Source organism: Nocardiopsis alba (assembly GCF_000710955.1).
GTDB lineage: Bacteria > Actinomycetota > Actinomycetes > Streptosporangiales > Streptosporangiaceae > Nocardiopsis > Nocardiopsis alba.
In genome coordinates this window covers 208,407-226,363 of the sequence record NZ_BAZE01000004.1, presented here as the reverse complement: position 1 = coordinate 226,363, position 17,957 = coordinate 208,407, and the positions used below count along the sequence as shown (strand labels likewise).

Genomic DNA, 17,957 nt, shown 5'->3' with positions numbered 1-17,957 from the left:
CACGATGTCACACACACCCGGCTCCGGGGTCGAGGGCGAGAACACCAGGGCGGTCTCCCCGCCCACGCCCCCCGTCCCCCGGGAACGTCCGATGCGGATGCCCGTCCACCGGGCGACCACCTACGCGTTCGACACCTCACAGGGGTTCGCCGACGTGCTGGCGGGGTCGCGGAACGGCTACTCCTACGCGCGCATCGACAGCCCCACCGTGGACGCCTTCGCGGACGCGGTCGCCGCGCTGGAGGGCGCGGGACTCCCGGACCGGGTGCGTGGCCAGGCCTTCGCCTCGGGCATGGCGGCGCTCAGCACCGTGCTGCTCTCCCTCACCGAGTCCGGTTCGCACGTGGTGGCCGCCCGCTCCATCTACGGCAACACCCATTCGCTGCTGGACCGGCTGATGCGCCGATTCGGAGTGCGGACCGACTTCGTGGACATCACCGATCTCGACGCCGTGCGCGCCGCGGTGACCTCCGAGACGAGCGTGGTGTTCACCGAGACGCTGTCCAACCCGACGATGACCGTCTCCGACCTTCCCGGTCTGGCGGAGATCTCGCGTGAGGCGGGCGCCGTCCTGGTGGTGGACTCCACGTTCGCCTCTCCGGCGGTCTGTCGTCCGTTGGAGTACGGCGCCGACGTGGTCGTGCACTCGGCCACCAAGTACCTGGGCGGCCACAGCGACACCACCGGTGGGGTGGCCGTGGCCTCACCCGTCCTGATCGACCGGATCCGGGCGGCCCGGATCGACCTGGGTCCCTGCCTGGCCCCGGACGAGGCCTACCTGCTGCACCGGGGGCTGGAGACCCTGCCGTTGCGGGTCGCGCGACAGTGCGAGACCGCCGCGGCCTTCGCCTCCGCCCTGGAGGGGCATCCCGCTGTGGAGAGGGTCGATCACCCCTCGCTGGCCTCGCACCCCCAGCACGGGCTGGCGGACGCGCTGTTCGACACCGGACGTCACGGCGCGGTGGTCACCGTGCACCCGCGCGGCGGGCGCTGGGAGGACGGTATGGCCTTCGCCGACCGGTTGAAGGTGGCGACCATCGCGGCCTCCCTGGGAGGCACCCACACCCTGGTCGGCCATGTGGCCTCGACCTCGCATCGGAACATGAGCGACGCCGAGTTGGCGGACGCCGGCATCACTCCGGGCGCCGTCCGGTTCTCCATCGGTCTGGAGGACCCACGAGACCTCATCGACGACGCCCTGGCGGCGCTCGACGAGGGACATTGACATCCGGGACATCTCATCCCGTACCGGTTCACTATTAGGCGAGATAAGGTCAGGCAGCATGTCGTCCGAGCAGCGCAAGATTCGGATCGCCGTCGTCTTCGGCGGACGTAGTTCCGAACACGAGATCTCCTGCGTCACCGCGGGCAGCGTCCTGTCCGTCATCGACCCCGACCGCTATGAGGTCGTCCCGGTCGGGATCACCCGTACCGGCAACTGGGTGCTCGCGTCGGGCGACCCCGAGAGCCTGCGCATCGACCCGGCCACCAAGGCGCTGCCGAGCGTTTCCGAGGACGGCCTCGAGTTGGCGCTGCCCTTCGACACCGCCGGACAGCTCATGACCGTGAGCCCGAGCCGGGGCACCGAGCGCCTGGCCGAGGTGGACGTGGTCCTGCCGCTGCTGCACGGGCCCTTCGGCGAGGACGGCACCATCCAGGGGCTGTTCGAGATGATGGGCGTGCGCTACGCGGGCGCCGGGGTGTTCTCCAGCGCCGCCGCTATGGACAAGGTGTTCATGAAGGCCATGCTGGTCGGCAACGGCATCCCCACCAGCCCCTACGTCGCCATCACCGCCCGCGCCTGGGAGACCGAGCGCAAGAAGGTGCTGGACGACATCGCGGAGCTGGGCACGACGGTGTTCGTCAAGCCCGCCCGGGCGGGCAGCAGCGTGGGCATCAGCAAGGTGCGCGACTCCGGTGACGCCGACGCGGTCGTCGCCGCCGTCGAGGCCGCCCGCGAGCACGACCCGAAGGTCCTGGTCGAGGCGCAGGTCGTCGGCCGTGAGATCGAATGCGGAGTCCTGGAGTCCGAGGACGGAGGGACCCCTGACGTCTCCTTCCCGGCCGAGGTGCACGTGGCCGAGGGCTTCGACTTCTACGACTTCGAGGCCAAGTACCTGTCCACGAGCGGTCTGACCATCCCCGCCGAGATTCCGGAGGAGGCCACCGCCCGCCTGCGCGCGATGGCCGCCGACGTCTTCGAGGCGATGGGTTGCGAGGGCCTGGCCCGGGTCGACTTCTTCTACACCGAGGACGGCGAGGTCCTCGTCAACGAGCTCAACACGATGCCCGGCTTCACGCCGTCGTCGGCCTTCCCGCAGATGTGGGAGGCCACCGGCGTGGACTACGCGACCCTGGTCGAGCGGATGATCACCACCGCGCTGCGTCGCTCTCCCGGGCTGCGCTGAACGCGACCGTGAACGTCGAAGGGGCGGGTCCGACCATGTCGGACCCGCCCCTCACGTGTGTCTAGGGTGCCGGTGGGGGCGGACCGGAGGTGAGCCCGGTGTTCCTCGGCGGTTCGGCGGGCAGGAGCTCGCGGGCGAGGATGGTGCCGCCTGCGGTCGCCGCTGGGAAGACCACCACGGCCACGAACGGGATCGCCAGCAGGAAGTACGTGGGGATGGCGAAGCCCAGGACGCGCATCCGCCGGAGCCCCATGAAACGACGACGGTCACGGACCAGGAGCAGCCCTCGACGGTCGAAGGCGCTCGCGGTGAGCTCGATCCCCAACAGCCAGCCGCCCATCACCGCGGTCAGGACCGGGCCGATCAGCCACCCCACCAGAGGGACCAGCCCGATGAGGAAGGCGCACACCGTCACCGTCAGGGAGACCAGCACCATGCCGATCGACTGGCGGATCGCCCGCGCCACCGAGGCGGCCAGGGATTCCTCGGGGGCCTCGGGCGCACCGCCGAGGTCCTCCTCCACCATCTCGGCGATCTTGTCGTAGATCGGCGCGCCGAGGGTCAGGGTCACGGTGGTGAAGGCCACCACCATGATCAGGACCGCCCCGGCCAGGAGCGCCAGGGACAGGGCGCCGCGTACCAGCCCCTGCCAGGGGGTGTCCCAACCATCGGCGAACGGGGTGGCCCAGGTGATCAGGCCGCCCAGGTTGGCGATCAGTGTGATCAGCACCGCGAGGAACAGCAGTGAGGTGATGAGCGCGGGAAGGGCCCCGAGCAGGAACAGGCGTGGTCTGCGCAGAAGGAGGCCGAAGCCGCGCAGCAGTGTGCCGAGACCGGCGAGGAGCTCGTGTACGGAGTTCACCGGAAGAACCCTACCCACACGAACCCCGTCATGAGGATCTCCGCCCCGGTGCCCTCGACGGGCGCTTACGGCGCGGTACCTCCCGCCCGTCGCCCGCCACCGCCCTCAACGGACTCCTACGGATCTGTTCCCGCCCGTCGCCCGCCACCACCCTCAACGGACGCCTACGGCGCGGTACCACCCTTCTACGGCGAGGAGCTCTTCGTGGGTACCGGACTGGACCACGCGTCCATCGCGGATCACGTAGATCCGGTCCACCCGGTCCAGGCCGGTGAGGTCATGGGTGATGAGCAGCGTCGAGAAGCCCCGGGCGGCCGACAACAGATCCTCCACCACCGCGTCACGGGTGTCCGGGTCCAGATGCGCGGTCGGCTCGTCCAACACCAGTACCCGGGGCGCCGCCAGGACGGCACGGGCCAGGGCCAGACGCTGACGCATCCCCCCGCTCAACCCCAGGCCGTGCGACCCCACCCGGGTGTCCAGCCCCCGGGGCATCGCCTCGACGTCGTGGGCCAGCCGGGCCCGGCGCAGGGCCTCCCACAGCTCCTCGTCGTCGGCCCCCGGACGGGCCAGACGCAGGTTCTCCCGGAGGGTGGAGGCGAACACGTGCGGATCCTGGGGCACGCCGGAGACGACCCCGCGCACCTCGTCGGCGGGACGATCGGTGATGTCGGTTCCGCCGACCTCCACCCGGCCGCCGTCCGGGTCCCGGAAACGCAGCAGGATCGAGGCGAGCGTGCTCTTGCCCGCCCCGCTCGGTCCGATCACGGCCACGGTCGCCCCGGCGGGGATCTCCAGATCGATCCCGTCCAGGGCCCAGGGCTCGTCGGGGCCGTAGCGGACCCGCAGCCCCTCGACCCGGACCGAGGCCTCGGCACCGGGGTCGATGACCGGCGTTCCGCCGTCCCGTTCGCGTTCCTCGTCGACGGTGATGGCGGGAGGGGTGTCCAGGACACCGAAGAGCCGTGCGCCGCTCTCCCGGATCGCCCCCAGCCTGGCCGCGACGGCGGGCAGCGGGGCGACGATCTCGAAGGCGGCGAGCGTGGTCAGCACCAGCACGGCCAGAGCGGTGGCGTCGATGCTCCCGTCCTCGACCGCGAGCACCCCCAGGAACAGGGCGCCCCACACCGTCAGACCGGTGATCAGGGCATGGGCCCCGGCGCTCAGCCCGAGCGTCGCGGCGTCGCGCCGGGCCACCCGGGTGAGTTCGGCGTCGGCCTCCTCGACCTTCGCGACCTGGCGGTCCATGGCGCCGTAGGCGATCAGGTCCGGAGCGCCCTGGAGGGTGTCCACCAGGGTGGTGGACAGTGTCCCCCGGGCCCGCGCCTCCCGCCGCCCCGGCCCCCGGCTCAGGGCCGCCGCCATCAGCGGGACCGCGAGCCCGGCGAGCAGCAGGCCCCCGGCCAGCAGCATCCCGCCGGGCACGTACACGACGGTCAGGAAGAGCACGGTGGCCCCACCGGTGACCACCGCCACCAGCGGCGGGGTGAGCCCGCGCACCAGTAGGTCCAGAGTGGACTCGGTGTCGTTGACCAGGCGGGAGACCAGGTCGCCCGACCGGAAACGGCCGAACGGTTCGGTGCGGGCCAGGCGCTCGTACACCCTGACCCGTACCTCGGCCAGAGTGCGGAAGGCGGCGTCGTGGGTGACCAGCCGCTCCATGTAGCGGCTCACCCCCTTGGAGACACCGAGGGCCCGGGTGGCGACGACGGCCACGCTCAGAGCGGTGATCGAGGGGTGGTCGGCGGCGGTGGCCAACATCCACGCGGCCACTCCCAGCAGGGCCACCCCGGAGCCGGTGGCGGCGGCGCCGAGCAGGACCCCCAGCGCGAAGCGGGCGCTTCGCGGGCGGGCCAGGGCGATCATCCGTCGTAGGGGGTCCCGGCGTCGTTCGCGTTCGTCGACGAACAGCGGGTCGGTGGGGGTGGACGGGCCGGTCATCGGACGATCCCCTCGGTCGGCAGCGGCAGATGGGCGGTGCGCAGGTGTGCTCCGGACACGGACTCGGCCCACCCCGTGTCGTGGGCGACGATCACCGCGGTGCGCCCCTCCAGCAGGCGGGCCACGGCCGTGCGCACGGCGGCGGCGTTCTCGGGGTCCAGATGCGCGGTGGGTTCGTCCAGAAGTACCAAGGGGGCGTCGCGGCACAGGGCGCGGGCCAAAGCGATCCTCTGCCGTTGTCCGGCGGACAGACGCGCACCGCGTTCGCCGAGCAGGGTGTCGTAGCCCTGGGGCAGCGCGGAGACGAAGTCGTGGGCCTCGGCCATTCGGGCGGCCCGGCGTACCCGTTCCATGTCGGCGTCGGGAGCGCCCAAACGGATGTTGTCGGCCACCGACACGTCGAAGAGGTAGGGGTGCTGGGGCACCCAGGCGATGCCCAGGCGCCAGTCGTCGGCGGCCACGGAGTCCAACGCCACCGGTTCGCCGTCCGGAGGGCGGACGGTGATCCGTCCCTCCGTGGGTTCGGCGAGCCGGAGCATCAGGGACAACAGGGAGGTCTTGCCCGAACCACTGGGGCCGGTGAGCAACAGATGTTCCCCCGCGCGCAGAGTCAGGTCCACCCCGGACAGGGCGGGCACGTCCCGTCCCGGGTAGCGCAGCCCCACCCCCTCGAAGCGGATGTCGCCGGAGGCGGCGGGTGAGGGGCGTCCGGTCGGGGCCGGTCGGGGGCGGTCACCGCCGCCGTCACGTCGGCGCTCCAATTCGGTGAAGACCTGGTCGGCGGCGGCGACGCCCTCCATGCTCGCGTGGAACCGGGCTCCGACCTCGCGCAGCGGAAGGTAGGCCTCGGGGGCCAGGATCAGCACGAGCAGGGCGGTCTGGTAGTCCATGTGGCCGCCCAACAGGCGCAGGCCCACCTCGACCGCGACCAGCGCCACCGCGAGAGTGGCGAGCAGTTCCAGGGCGAAGGCGGACAGGAAGGCGATCCGCAGGGTTCCCATGGTGGCCTTGCGGTGGTCCTCGCCCACCTGCCGGATGATGGCGGCCTGCGCCTTGGCCCGCCGGAACACGGCCAGGGTGGGCAGCCCCTCCACGACGTCGAGGAAGTGCCCGCCCAACCGGCTCAACAGCCTCCACTGACGTTCGGTGCGCTGCTGGGTGTGCATCCCGATCAGGGCCATGAAGATCGGGATGAGCGGCAGGGTCACCAGGATGACGATCCCGGAGATCCAGTCCGCCCAGAACACCACGGCCAGCACCGCCACGGGCACGATCGCGGACAGGACCAGCTGGGGCAGGTACCGGGAGAAGTACTCGTCGAGGGCGTCCAGGCCCCGGGTGGCGAGGGTGGCGAGCTCCCCGGCCTGGGGAGAGCCGCCATCACCGTCGTCGTCCTCGGCCGCCCACACCCGGCCGGGACCGGTCACGTGGGCGACGAGCTCGCGGCGCAGCTGCGACTTGGTGCGGGCCGCGCTGTGCAGGGCCGAGGTCTCGGAGAGATAGGACAGCAGGGCGCGCGCCACGGCGACACCGGCGACCGCGGCGATCATCCAGCCGACGACGTCCATCCCGTCCCCGGCCCAGACCCCGGTGATGACACGGGACAGCAGCCAGGCCTGGGCGAGGATCAGCCCGGTGATCAGTACACCGCTGACGACGGTGACGGCCAGATGGGAGCGGACCGCGCTCGCGGTGCGGACCAGACGCGGATCGAGCGGTTTCATGCGCGGAGGACCTCATATGGTCGTCGGGGCCGGTCTCTCGGGGGAGGCGGCTCGGTCGGGCACGGGGTACGCCGCACCCAGTATCCCCTTCGGGGCGCGGAACGCCGTGCCCTCCGCCCCCCGGGGCGATACGGGGGAGCGGAGGGCACGCGGTCCGGTCACGGCGGTGGTCAGGCGACCTTCTCGGGTTCCGGCTCGGCCCCTCCGTCCACGGTGGCGCCGGTGATCTGCTCGCCGGTGACCCGCTTGCGGAACACCCAGTAGCTCCAGGCCTGGTAGCCCAGGATCACGGGGAGGGCCACCAGCGTCAGCCAGGTCATGACGGTGAGGGTGTAGTCGGCCGAGGCGGCGTTCTCGATGGTGAGCGAGTACGCCGGGTCCGTGGTCGACGGCAGCACGTTCGGATACAGCGCGCCGAACACCGTCACGGTCAGGGTGAGCACGGCCACCGCCATGGCCGTGAACGACCATCCCTCGCGTCCCTGCCAGGTCAAGAGGACCCCGAGGACCAGCGCGGCCACCGCGGCCACCGCGGTGACGGCGGTCCAGCCTTGGCCGTGGGCGCTCTGGGTCCACCCCAGGAACGCGGCGCTCGCGGGCAGCGCCACCACGGCGCTGCCCAGCGCGGCCTTACGGGAGCGCACCCGGACCGGACCGTCGGTCTTCAGCGCCAGGAAGACGGCGCCGTGCAGGGTGAACAGGGCCAGGGTCGTGAGCCCGCCCAACAGCGCGTAGGGCGAGAACAGGTCGAGCGGGCCGGCGGTGACGATGTGGTCGGCGTCCATGGCCACGCCTTGGACGAGGTTGGCGAAGAGCACCCCCCACAGGAAGGAGGGCACCACGCTGCCGAGGAAGATCGCCCGGTCCCAGACGTCGCGCCAGCGGTCGCTGTCGTGGCTGCTGCGGTACTTGAAGGCCACGCCGCGGGCGATGAGCGCGATGAGGATCGCCAGGACCGGGAGGTAGAACCCGCTGAGCATCGACGCGTACCAGGGCGGGAACGCCGCGAAGGTCGCGCCGACCGCGGTGAGCAGCCACACCTCGTTCGCGCTCCAGACGGGACCGATGGAGTTGATGGCGACCCTGCGTTCGATGGAGTTCCGCCGGCCGGTGAAGGGCAGGAGCACCCCGACCCCGAAGTCGAACCCCTCCAGGAAGAAGTAGCCGGTCCACAGGACCGCGATGGCCACGAACCAGATCAGTGCGAGATCCATCCGATGCTCCTAGTAGCTGAAGTGGGGGAGGGCGGATTCGTCCTTGTCGTCCTTCAGATCGGGGACGAGGTGTGTGGGGCCCTTCTTGACGTACTTCCAGAGCAGTCCGACCTCCACCACGAAGAGCACTCCGTACACGGCGGTGAAGACGGCCAGGCTCGTGGCCACGGTGGCGAGGTCGACGCCGGGGGAGACGCTCTCCGCGGTGAGGAGTTCACCGTGCACGGTCCAGGGCTGGCGGCCCATCTCGGTGAGGACCCAGCCGAAGATGTTGGCCAGCAGCGCCGCGGGGAGGGCGGCCATCGCCGCGTAGTAGAACCACCGGTGACGGGGCAGCCGCTCGCGGCCGCGCATGAGCAGGAGGCCGACGGCGGCGACGGCGACACCGAACATGCCCAGCCCCATCATGAGGCGGAAGGACCAGTAGACGACGAACACGTTCGGGATGTAGTTCCCGGGGCCGTAGTACTCCTCGTAGGCCTCCTGGAGGTCGTTCATGCCGTGCACCTCGCCGTCGAAGTGCCCGGTGGCCAGGAAGCTGAGGACGTTGGGGATCGTGACGTCGATGGGGTTGTGGCGGGCCTCGGTGTCCCCGACCGCGAACGTGGAGAAGGGCGCGCCCTCCTCGGTGTCCCACAGGGCCTCGGCGGCGGCGAGCTTCATGGGTTCGAACTCGGCGGCGAGCTTGGCCTGGTTGTCTCCGGAGAGGACGGTGAACGCGCCGGCGACGAGGACGACGACGAGGCCGACCTTCATGGCGCCGCGGAACAGGGCGCGTTCGCTCGTGGAGGGGGCCACCCCGGTCTCACCGGTGTCACCGTGCTTGATGTCGCGCCAGAGCTTGAAGGCGCAGACCGCGACGACGAAGAGTCCGGCGGTGATGAAGGCGGCGCCGACGGTGTGGATGTAGGTGGACCAGGCCTGGTCGTTGGTGAGCACGGCCCAGATGTCGTTGAGCTCGGCGCGGCCGGTCTCCTCGTTGATCTCGTAGCCGACCGGGTTCCGCATCCAGGCGTTGGCGGCCAGGATGAAGTAGGCCGACAGGTTGGTGCCGATCGCGACCAGCCAGATGCAGGCCAGGTGAACGCCTCGGGGGAGGCGGTGCCAGCCGAAGATCCACAGGCCGATGAAGGTGGACTCCAGGAAGAAGGCGAGCAGGGCCTCCATGGCCAGGGGTGCTCCGAAGACGTCGCCGACGAAGCGGGAGTACTCGCTCCAGTTCATGCCGAACTGGAACTCCTGCACGATGCCGGTGACCACGCCCATGGCGAAGTTGATCAGGAACAACTTGCCGAAGAACTGGGTGGCCTGAAGGTACTCGTGGCGTCCCGTGCGGTACCAGAAGGTCTGGAGGATGGCCACGATGAACGACAGTCCGATGGTCAGGGGCACGAACAGGAAGTGGTAGATCGTGGTGACCCCGAACTGCCATCGCGCCAGGTCTAGAGCTTCCATGTACGCCTCTCAAGTACCGACTGCCGGTAGTACTACAAACTGTAGTGCTACGAGTTGTCGTAATCGAGGGACCCCCCTGTGAAACAGGGCTCACCCGGCTCCGCGTCGGTGTCGAGGGCACGAGAACGGCGGCGCGCCCCCGGGGTCCGGGGGTGCGCCGCCGTGTGTCCGTCCTGCGTCGGCGAGGCGTCGTCGCAGGTGAGGAGGGGTGCGGGGAGAGAAGCGGCGAGACCGGGATCGACCGTCGGTGGTCTCGACCACATCCGTCAGCCGCGCGTCTCCAGCATCCGTTCCATGTTCTCCATCTCGGAGGTCTGGGCGTCGACCATGCCCTGGGCGAGGTTCACGACCAGATCCTCGTTGCCCAGGTCCACCTCGGCCTCGGCCATCTCGATCCCGCCCAGGTGGTGGGCGATCATCAGGTCGAGGAACATCACCTCGGCCTCCTCGCCCTCCGACTCCTGGAGGGCGACGAGTTGTTCGCTGGTGGCCAGGCCCGGCATGGTGTCGGGCACCTCGCCCTCACCGCCGCCGTGGTCGTGGCCCTCCATCCAGGTCATCGGAGGCTCCGACGCCCGGGAGTTGAGTCCCCACGCGGCCAGCCATCCCTGCATCATCCCGATCTGGGCCTGCTGGGTCCGGGCCATGTCCATCGCCACGGTGTGCAGCTCGGGATCGTCGGTCTTGCCGAGGATGATCATCGACATGTCCACCGCCTGAGCGTGGTGGGCGCTCATGTCCCGCAGGAAGCCGGCGTCGGGGCCGGTGTCCAGCGGGTGTGAGGGACGTCCCACCAGAAAACCGCCGGCCAGCGCCAGAACCACGAGGACCACGGCCGTCCAGAGCGGAACGGAACGTGGCCCGGCGGGCGACTCCCGCTTCGGGGAGAAACCCTCGGGCAGGTCCGATTCGTCATCGTGTACGGCGTTGTCGTCGTCGCGGGTATCCCCGGACGCCGATCCGGTTACTCGGTCCATTCGATTCACCCCGGTCAAATCGCCCCACTCTGGTGACAAAGTAGAGGATAGGTAAAGTCCTGTTCGACCACATGTATCCCAGGAGACTCAGTGGCCAAGAAATCGAAGGCGGAGGAGCGTCGCGCCCGAGCGGCCGCGCTGCGTGAGGCGCAGCGGAAGAAGGACCGCCGTAACAAAGCCCTCAAGATCGCTGGTGCCAGCGTAGCGGGGGCCGCTGTACTGGGCCTCCTGGGTACCGCGATCTTCATGGAGTTGAAGAGCCGCAACATCGAAGGCGTCGCCGAGTACGAGGTCGGTGACTTCAGCCATGTGGACGTCGGCGAGAAGGTGGACTACGAACAGTCCCCTCCGGTGGGCGGACAGCACTGGCCCTACTGGCAGAACTGTGGCGTCTACACCGACCCGATCACGCCCGAGTTCGGCGTCCACTCCCTGGAACACGGCGCCGTATGGATCAATTACGACCCGGAGCTGCCCGAGGAGAAGGTGACGGCTCTGGAAGGCTTCTACAACCCGGGCGACTACCTTCTGGTGACCCCCTACGAGGGTGACATGGACGCCCCGATCGTCGCCTCCAGTTGGGGCAGACAGATCTCCGTCGACGCCCCCGACGACGAGAACCTCCTCCGCTTCGTGCAGCTCTACGAGCGCGGTACCGACGTCCCCGAACCGGGCGCGGCCTGCTCCGGATCGGTCCAGGAGACCCAGGCCGACTTCGAGGCCCAGCTCGCCGAACAGGCCGAGAACCCCGAGGCCCTCGAAGGCGCGGAGAACGACGACCAGGGTTCCGACCCCGACAACGAGGACACCGACGGCGAGGCCGCCAAGGAGGACGAGGCGACCGAGGACGACGGGTCCGCGGAGGACGAGTAGCGATACCGGCCCCGAACCCGCCGGACGGAACGGGGGCGGGGAACGATCCGTCGTTCCCCGCCCCCGTGCGCGTGTCCGGGGTCAGACCCCGCTGTCGGCGCGCTCGTCCAGATGCTCGGCGATCAGCTCGCTCACCTCGGACAGCGCGGCCGCGGGCGCGCCGTAGGAGCTCGGGACGCTCAGCTCCACGTAGGCCTCCCGCTGGACGGCGGTGAACACCGTGGGGGCGTCCTCCGGCTGCGGCAGCCAGGCCACGTCGCCCACCTCCATGAGGACCGAGTCCATCTCCAGACCGGAGGGGCGGGGAACGCCGCAACGCAGACCGATGGGCGGGTCCCCCCAGGCCGCCATGACCTCGGACTCGGGCTGGAGGGTGGCGCGGTCGGCGCCGAGAAGGGTGTCGGGAAGGTCGGCGACCAGGGCGGCGCAGGGCTCGGCCGTGTTCGGTTCGGCTTCGAAGGGCTGCATCTGCACGGTCTGGCCACAGCCCGCCGTCAGCAGGGCGACGACACATGCCACCCCGAAGTACCGTTTCAGCACAAGCAACCTCGCTCCGTCGACGCGATCGACACTCAGATGTTGATGATGGGACAGGTCAGAGTACGCGCGATACCGTCGAGCCGCTGGATTCGGGCCACCACGAGAGCGCCCAGGGCGTCGATGTCCTCGGCCTCGGCCTGAACGATCACATCGTAGGGACCCGTGACGTCACTCGCCTTCTCGACCCCTTCGATCCCGCGGATACGCTCGGTGACCTCTCCGGACCGCTCGACCTCGGTCTGGACCAGAATGTACGCCTGCACCATGTTCTACTCCTTCGCGCTGTGCCGTGTGTGAGCCGAGAGCGGACGCCGTCCGGGTCGGGCACAGCAGAGGACGACGGAGGACGAACGCGGGGTCCGGACTCGGTACCCGATCGCGGGGTCCGGACCACCGTGCCGGAGCGTCACCGTACCCTGATCTGCGTGATGACCACCATTGAGGGCCTTGGTGAGTTCGCTCTGATCACACGCGTGACGAGCCAATTCCCCAGGACGGCCGATGTAATCCTCGGACCGGGTGACGATGCCGCCGTCGTGGCCTCTCCCGACGGGCGCACCGTCGCCAGTACGGACCTGCTGGTCGAGGGGCGCCACTTCAAACGGGAATGGTCGACCGCGCGTGACGTCGGACACCGTGCCGTGGCGCAGAACTACGCCGACATCATGGCGATGGGCGCGCGCCCGACCGGGATGCTCATCGGTTTCGCCGCCCCGCCCGACCTTCCCGTGGTGTGGGCCGAGGAGTTCACCGCCGGCGCCCGGGACGAGTGCGCGCTCGCCGGCGGGGCCGTCGTCGGCGGGGACATGGTGGGGTCGGACGTGCTGACCATCGCCGTCACCGCGCTGGGTGACCTGGAGGGGCGTTCCCCGGTGCGGAGGGACGGCGCGGGACCGGGAGAGATCGTCGCCTACACCGGGCATCTGGGGCTCTCCGCCGCCGGACTGGCCCTGCTCGATCAAGGGCTGGAGGGGCCCGGTGAGTGCCTGGACGAGCACCGTAGGCCCTCGCCCCCCTACACCGCCGGCCCGGAGGCGGCCCGACTCGGAGCCACGGCCATGCTCGACGTCAGCGACGGGCTCCTCCAGGACCTGGGGCACATCGCCGCTTCGAGCGGGGTGGCCATCGACCTGGAATCGGAGGCGTTCTCCCCCGAGCCGGCGCTCCTCGAAGCCGTCCGTGTACTCGGTGCCCCCGAAGGGAAGGCTCTGGACGCCGCCCGCCGTCTCATGCTCTCGGGAGGAGAGGATCACGCGCTGGCCGCGGTCTTCCCCTCCGAGGTCGAACTCCCCGATCACTGGCGCAGGGTGGGGGCCACACGTTCTCTCCCGGAAGGGGCGCGAAGCGGTGACGTACGTGTCACCGTGGACGGAACCGTGATGGACGGTGGAGGGTGGGATCATTTCCGTCGAGGGTGATCCCTTTTGGATTTGTCCCGTTTACCGATCGCGCTAGGCTTTGCCATCGCGGCCGGCGTCGCCCCAAGGGCGGCCGATCGGCCCATCGAGCGGCACCGGGCCGATCCACCGGGACCATTCCGATCACGGTCGAGGTAGGAAGACGGAGCAGCGTCGAGAGGCGGTCTATGAGGCGGCATGGCTAAGCGGTACGGCCCCCGCCGCGGAGCCCACCGCAGCGAACCGGAGAACGCCGGTGCCCTGCGGCGGATCGGCGGCTTCCTCGAGAGCACGGTCCCCAAACGGGTCGAACCTCCCCGACTCCTCAACGTCCTCATCGTCTCCGGCGTGATCCTGGGCCTGCTCCTCTTCGGCTACAGCACCACTCAGATCTACCTTCAGTTCGGCGGGGCCCCCGGCGCGACCGAGGAGACCGGGCCCCGCGACGGGAGCGACCACGACGAGGTCTCACCCGGGCCCGAGGAGAGCGACCCCGCCGGGCGACAGGACCGGGAGGGGCCCCGGACCCAGGCCGGGACCGAACCGACCACGGTCGTCTACCAGGTACTGGAGTCCTCGGAACTCGGTTTCACCGGACACGTCATCGTCACCAACACCTCCAGGAGCTCCCTCGACGGCTGGGAACTGGCCCTGGCCTTCGACAGTGTCCAGATCACCCACGTCGACGGCGCGGACTGGGAACCGATGGAGGACGGGATCCTGGCCCGCCGCTCCGGACCCGACGCCGGATTGGCCCCGGGAGACTCGGTCTCGCTCACCTTCGAGGCCATCGGTTCCGCCCAGAGCCCGACCCGCTGTTCGCTCAACGGCCACGTGTGCCGACTCTGAACCGCTCCGAGAGGCCCGGAGGCGCCGGCCACCGGACGCGCACACGGAAAAGGCCCCCCGACCGAAGTCGGAGGGCCTTTCCCACAATCTCGAAAAGGGGCGGGAGACCTAGCGGGTCACCTTGCCGGCCTTGATGCACGAGGTGCACGCGTTCACACGCTTGGGCGTGCCGCCCACGCGGGTGCGAACGGTCTGGATGTTGGGGTTCCAGCGGCGGCGGGTGCGACGGTGCGAGTGGGAAACACTGTTACCGAACCCTGGTCCCTTGCCGCAGACGTCGCAGACGGAAGCCACGGTAACTCCATTCAAGCGCTCGGGATCGCGCACGTCGCCGCACGCGAAGGTTCATCCGACCGGGAGAGGTCGGGCGGACAGGTCGGCGAGAACGCCAACCTCGGAAGAGTACACGACGGACATGTCCGAAGGTGGAATCGGACCACTGGACGGTATCCGTTCGCGCAACGGTGGGGCATGGTGCGGCCGAAGCCTTGCGCACCTCACCGAAGCATCGAGATCAGCCACACGGGCATGGCGAAAACGCGATGAACTCTGCCGAGTATACCGTTCCTGAGCAGTGGACGTGTGGCTCGCCGGAGAGCACCCCGATCGATCCGGGGCCGACGGCGCTCCGATCCGCCTTCGTGCGGCGGGACCGGCGCGTCTCACCGGAGGTCTAACGTGGCGTTGGATCGACGTACCAGTCCAGGACGGGGACGACAGTGAGCACCTGGGACGAGCCGCTGCGCAAGGGACCGCTCGGCGGCAGGACGGCCAAGGCCCTGGCCGACAAACTCGACCTGCGCACCCTCGGGGACCTGCTGCGCTACTACCCGCGCCGCTACGACCGCCGTGGCGACCTCACCGACCTCGCGCTGCTACGCGAGGGCGAGGACGTCACCGTGCAGGCCAAGGTCCTCGACGCCCGCAGGAAGACCGTTCCGGCCCGGCAGGGACGCCGCCGCATGGACATGATGGAGGCCACCGTCACCGACGGCACCGGCCGCCTGCACCTGACCTTCTTCAACCGCGGCTCCTACCACCAGAACGCCCTGGTTCCGGGACGACTGGCGATGTTCTCCGGTCGGGTCTCGACCTTCAAGGGACGCCGACAGCTCGACCATCCCGAGTACGTCCTGCTCGACGAGGACGGCTCGGAAGGGGAGGCCGCCCGCGCCTACGCCGACGAGGTCATCCCGGTCTACCCCGCGGTGAAGGGGCTGGACTCGGCCACCATCGCCCGCTCCATCGGGGTCGCCCTCGACTACGCGGTGGACATACCCGACCCGCTCCCGCCCCGGCTGCGCGAGGACCGGGGACTTCTGGGCGTGCACGAGGCCCTGACCCGTATCCATCGGCCCCGGGACATGGATCAACTGCGCCCGGCCCGGCGCAGGTTGAAGTGGGACGAGGCGTTCGTCCTCCAACTGGCGCTGGCCCGACGCCGCCGTGAATCCGAGGACCTGCCCGCCCGACCCCGACCGGGAGCGGAGGGCGGCATCCTCGACGCCTTCGACGCACGGCTGCCCTTCACACTCACCGACGGTCAGCGCGAGGTCGGCGATCGATTGGCCGAACGGCTGGACGCCGCCCACCCCATGCACTGCCTCCTCCAAGGGGACGTGGGCGCGGGCAAGACCCTCGTGGCCCTGCGCGCCATGCTGCGGGTGGTCGACTCCGGTGGCCAGGCCGTCATGCTCGCCCCCACCGAGGTCCTCGCCCAGCAGCACCACCGCTCGATCGGCGCCATGCTCGGGGACCTGGCCAGGGCCGGGCAGATCGACGGAGCGGAGAACGCCACACGCGTGGCCCTGCTGACCGGTTCGATGAACGCCGCCTCCCGCAGGGAGGCCCTGCTGGACGCAGCGTCGGGGGCCGCGGGGATCGTGGTGGGCACTCACGCCCTCCTCCAGGAGCACGTCTCCTTCGCCGATCTGGGCCTGGTCGTGGTCGACGAACAGCACCGCTTCGGGGTGGAACAGCGTGACGCCCTGCGGGAGAAGGCCACCGACGGTCGACCCCACGTCCTGGTCATGACCGCCACACCCATCCCGCGCACGGTCGCGATGACCGTCTACGGAGATCTGGACGTGGTGGCGCTGACCCAGCTGCCCCAGGGACGGTCCCCGGTGTCCACGCACGTGGTCCCCGCCGGTGAGAAACCCCACTACCTGGCCCGGGCCTGGGAACGGATCCGCGAGGAGGTCGGTCGAGGACACCAGGCGTTCGTGGTCTGTCCCCGGATCGGCGACGGACCCGACGGCTCCGGCGGGGGAGAGGCCGGAGACGAGGTGGACGCCCCGAAGGAGGAGGAAGTCCAGGGGGCCCGGCCGCCGTTGGCCGTCCTCGACGTCCTGGCCCGGCTGAAGGAGGGGCCGTTGGCCGATGTGCGCCTGGAGGCCCTGCACGGCCGGATGGCGCCCGACGACAAGGACGCGGTCATGCGCCGCCTCAACGCGGGGGAGACCGACGTCGTCGTCTCCACCACCGTCATCGAGGTGGGCGTGGACGTCCCCAACGCCACCGTCATGGCGATCATGGACGCCGACCGCTTCGGGATCTCCCAGCTCCACCAGCTCCGCGGACGGGTGGGCCGTGGTCGGCTTCCGGGGCTGTGCCTGCTGGTCACCGACTCCGAGGAGGGCACCCCGGCCCGGGAACGCCTGGCCGCGGTGGCCTCCACCACGGACGGCTTCGAGCTCTCCCGCGCCGACCTGGAGATGCGGCGCGAGGGCGACGTGCTCGGCGACGCCCAGTCCGGGAACCGCTCCAGCCTGCGGATGCTCACCCTGGCCTATGACGAGGAACTCATCGGCCAGGCCCGGGAGGAGGCCACCCGCCACGTGGCGGAGGACCCCGACCTGAAGGCGTATCCGCCCTTGGCGGAGGCGCTGGCGGCCCTGCTCCCCGAGGAACGGGCCGAGTACCTCGACAAGACCTGATCGGTCGCCCCGCGTCGTCGATCCACCGGGCGGCGCGGGGGAGGGGCGGCCGAAGACCCCACTACCGTGGTGGCCATGACCCGCATCATCGCAGGGGCGGCGGGTGGCCGACGGATCACCGCCCCCGACGGCCGCACCACCAGGCCCACCAGTGACCGCGCCCGGGAGGCGTTGTTCTCCTCGGTCCAATCCGATCTGGGCTCCCTCGACGGGGTCCGGGTGATGGACCTGTACGCGGGGTCGGGGGCGATCGGTCTGGAGGCCCTCTCCCGCGGCGCCGCGCACGCTCTGTTGGTGGAGGCCGACCGCAGGGCCGCCCAAGTGGTCCGCGACAACATCGCCGCCCTGCGCCTGCCCGGAGCGCGCCTGGTCGCCGATCGGGTGGAGCGGGTCCTGGCCCGGGACAACACCGATGACCCCTACGACCTGGTCGTCGCCGACCCGCCCTACGCGGTCACCGACGAGGAGGTCGGCTCGATCCTGTCGGACCTGGTCTCCCACGGCTGGACCACGACGGACACGGTGGTCGTGGTCGAGCGTTCCAAACGCGGTCCGGAACCCGCCTGGCCGAAGGGGATCGAGCTCGATCGCAGCCGGAAGTACGGCGAGGCGATCCTCTGGTACGCGAGGGCAACCGGGTAGAAAGCGGGCACACGTCACGTTTTCCGGCTTATCGCACGGGAAGGTTCACACGATCCATGGAAGGTCGTGGGGATGACGTTCTTCGAACCCACCCTGGGTGATTGCGGGCATGATGTGAGTGTTGTCCGAATCGGGG

At 70.1% G+C, this 17,957-nt stretch carries 16 protein-coding genes; 7 read left to right on the top strand and 9 right to left on the bottom strand.

Annotation, left to right across the window (positions count from 1 at the left end):
• Positions 1-4 precede the first annotated feature (4 nt).
• Both TR33_RS09795 and TR33_RS09790 read left to right on the top strand, forming a co-directional pair.
• Positions 5-1,225 carry a trans-sulfuration enzyme family protein gene (locus TR33_RS09795; RefSeq protein WP_042282792.1) on the top strand — a complete coding sequence of 407 codons (1,221 nt, stop codon included), beginning with the start codon at positions 5-7 and terminating at the stop codon, positions 1,223-1,225.
• Positions 1,226-1,283: 58 nt separating this feature from the next.
• Positions 1,284-2,408: a D-alanine--D-alanine ligase family protein gene (locus tag TR33_RS09790; RefSeq protein WP_017535482.1), complete on the top strand. Its 1,125-nt coding sequence runs from the start codon at positions 1,284-1,286 to the stop codon at positions 2,406-2,408.
• A gap of 61 nt (positions 2,409-2,469) precedes the next feature.
• Here the strand turns inward: TR33_RS09790 and TR33_RS09785 are convergent, their stop codons facing one another.
• The 6 genes from TR33_RS09785 to TR33_RS09760 form a co-directional block, all read right to left on the bottom strand.
• On the bottom strand, positions 2,470-3,270 hold the full coding sequence (locus tag TR33_RS09785; RefSeq protein ID WP_017535483.1) for an EI24 domain-containing protein: 801 nt from the start codon (positions 3,268-3,270) through the stop codon (positions 2,470-2,472).
• A gap of 153 nt (positions 3,271-3,423) precedes the next feature.
• Positions 3,424-5,211, bottom strand: a complete 1,788-nt coding sequence (gene cydC / locus TR33_RS09780; protein ID WP_042282789.1) for a thiol reductant ABC exporter subunit CydC — start codon at positions 5,209-5,211, stop codon at positions 3,424-3,426.
• Positions 5,208-6,935 (bottom strand): thiol reductant ABC exporter subunit CydD, encoded by a 1,728-nt coding sequence (cydD, locus tag TR33_RS09775; RefSeq protein WP_017535485.1) that lies wholly within the window; start codon positions 6,933-6,935, stop codon positions 5,208-5,210. Before cydD ends, cydC begins: the two co-directional genes overlap by 4 nt.
• A 170-nt stretch (positions 6,936-7,105) precedes the next feature.
• Positions 7,106-8,149 carry a cytochrome d ubiquinol oxidase subunit II gene (cydB, locus tag TR33_RS09770; protein WP_017535486.1) on the bottom strand — a complete coding sequence of 348 codons (1,044 nt, stop codon included), beginning with the start codon at positions 8,147-8,149 and terminating at the stop codon, positions 7,106-7,108.
• A 9-nt stretch (positions 8,150-8,158) separates the two neighbouring features.
• Positions 8,159-9,604 (bottom strand): cytochrome ubiquinol oxidase subunit I, encoded by a 1,446-nt coding sequence (locus tag TR33_RS09765; RefSeq protein WP_017535487.1) that lies wholly within the window; start codon positions 9,602-9,604, stop codon positions 8,159-8,161.
• 266 nt (positions 9,605-9,870) lie between these two features.
• Positions 9,871-10,581: a DUF305 domain-containing protein gene (locus TR33_RS09760; RefSeq protein WP_042282787.1), complete on the bottom strand. Its 711-nt coding sequence runs from the start codon at positions 10,579-10,581 to the stop codon at positions 9,871-9,873.
• A 90-nt stretch (positions 10,582-10,671) separates the two neighbouring features.
• Here TR33_RS09760 and TR33_RS09755 point away from each other — a divergent pair, with 90 nt between their 5' ends.
• Complete coding sequence (locus TR33_RS09755) at positions 10,672-11,454, top strand: thioredoxin-like domain-containing protein (protein WP_017535489.1); 783 nt, start codon at positions 10,672-10,674, stop codon at positions 11,452-11,454.
• A gap of 81 nt (positions 11,455-11,535) precedes the next feature.
• Here the strand turns inward: TR33_RS09755 and TR33_RS09750 are convergent, their stop codons facing one another.
• Positions 11,536-11,994: a DUF3515 domain-containing protein gene (locus TR33_RS09750; RefSeq protein ID WP_014909726.1), complete on the bottom strand. Its 459-nt coding sequence runs from the start codon at positions 11,992-11,994 to the stop codon at positions 11,536-11,538.
• Between the two features lie 32 nt (positions 11,995-12,026).
• Positions 12,027-12,260, bottom strand: a complete 234-nt coding sequence (locus tag TR33_RS09745) for an Lrp/AsnC family transcriptional regulator (RefSeq protein WP_014911356.1) — start codon at positions 12,258-12,260, stop codon at positions 12,027-12,029.
• A 159-nt stretch (positions 12,261-12,419) separates the two neighbouring features.
• Here TR33_RS09745 and TR33_RS09740 point away from each other — a divergent pair, with 159 nt between their 5' ends.
• Together TR33_RS09740 and TR33_RS09735 are read left to right on the top strand one after the other, a co-directional pair.
• On the top strand, positions 12,420-13,412 hold the full coding sequence (locus tag TR33_RS09740) for a thiamine-phosphate kinase (protein ID WP_085994778.1): 993 nt from the start codon (positions 12,420-12,422) through the stop codon (positions 13,410-13,412).
• A 177-nt stretch (positions 13,413-13,589) separates the two neighbouring features.
• Entirely contained in the window at positions 13,590-14,240 is a 651-nt protein-coding gene (locus TR33_RS09735) for a cellulose binding domain-containing protein (protein WP_014909995.1), read from the top strand.
• Positions 14,241-14,348: 108 nt separating this feature from the next.
• Here the strand turns inward: TR33_RS09735 and rpmB are convergent, their stop codons facing one another.
• Complete coding sequence (rpmB, locus tag TR33_RS25950) at positions 14,349-14,534, bottom strand: 50S ribosomal protein L28 (RefSeq protein WP_013151263.1); 186 nt, start codon at positions 14,532-14,534, stop codon at positions 14,349-14,351.
• Between the two features lie 425 nt (positions 14,535-14,959).
• Here rpmB and recG point away from each other — a divergent pair, with 425 nt between their 5' ends.
• Both recG and rsmD read left to right on the top strand, forming a co-directional pair.
• A complete protein-coding gene (recG, locus tag TR33_RS09730; RefSeq protein WP_042282785.1) occupies positions 14,960-17,179 on the top strand; it encodes an ATP-dependent DNA helicase RecG in 2,220 nt (739 codons plus the stop codon).
• 75 nt (positions 17,180-17,254) lie between these two features.
• Entirely contained in the window at positions 17,255-17,821 is a 567-nt protein-coding gene (gene rsmD / locus TR33_RS09725; protein ID WP_042282908.1) for a 16S rRNA (guanine(966)-N(2))-methyltransferase RsmD, read from the top strand.
• The last annotated feature ends 136 nt before the right edge of the window (positions 17,822-17,957 follow it).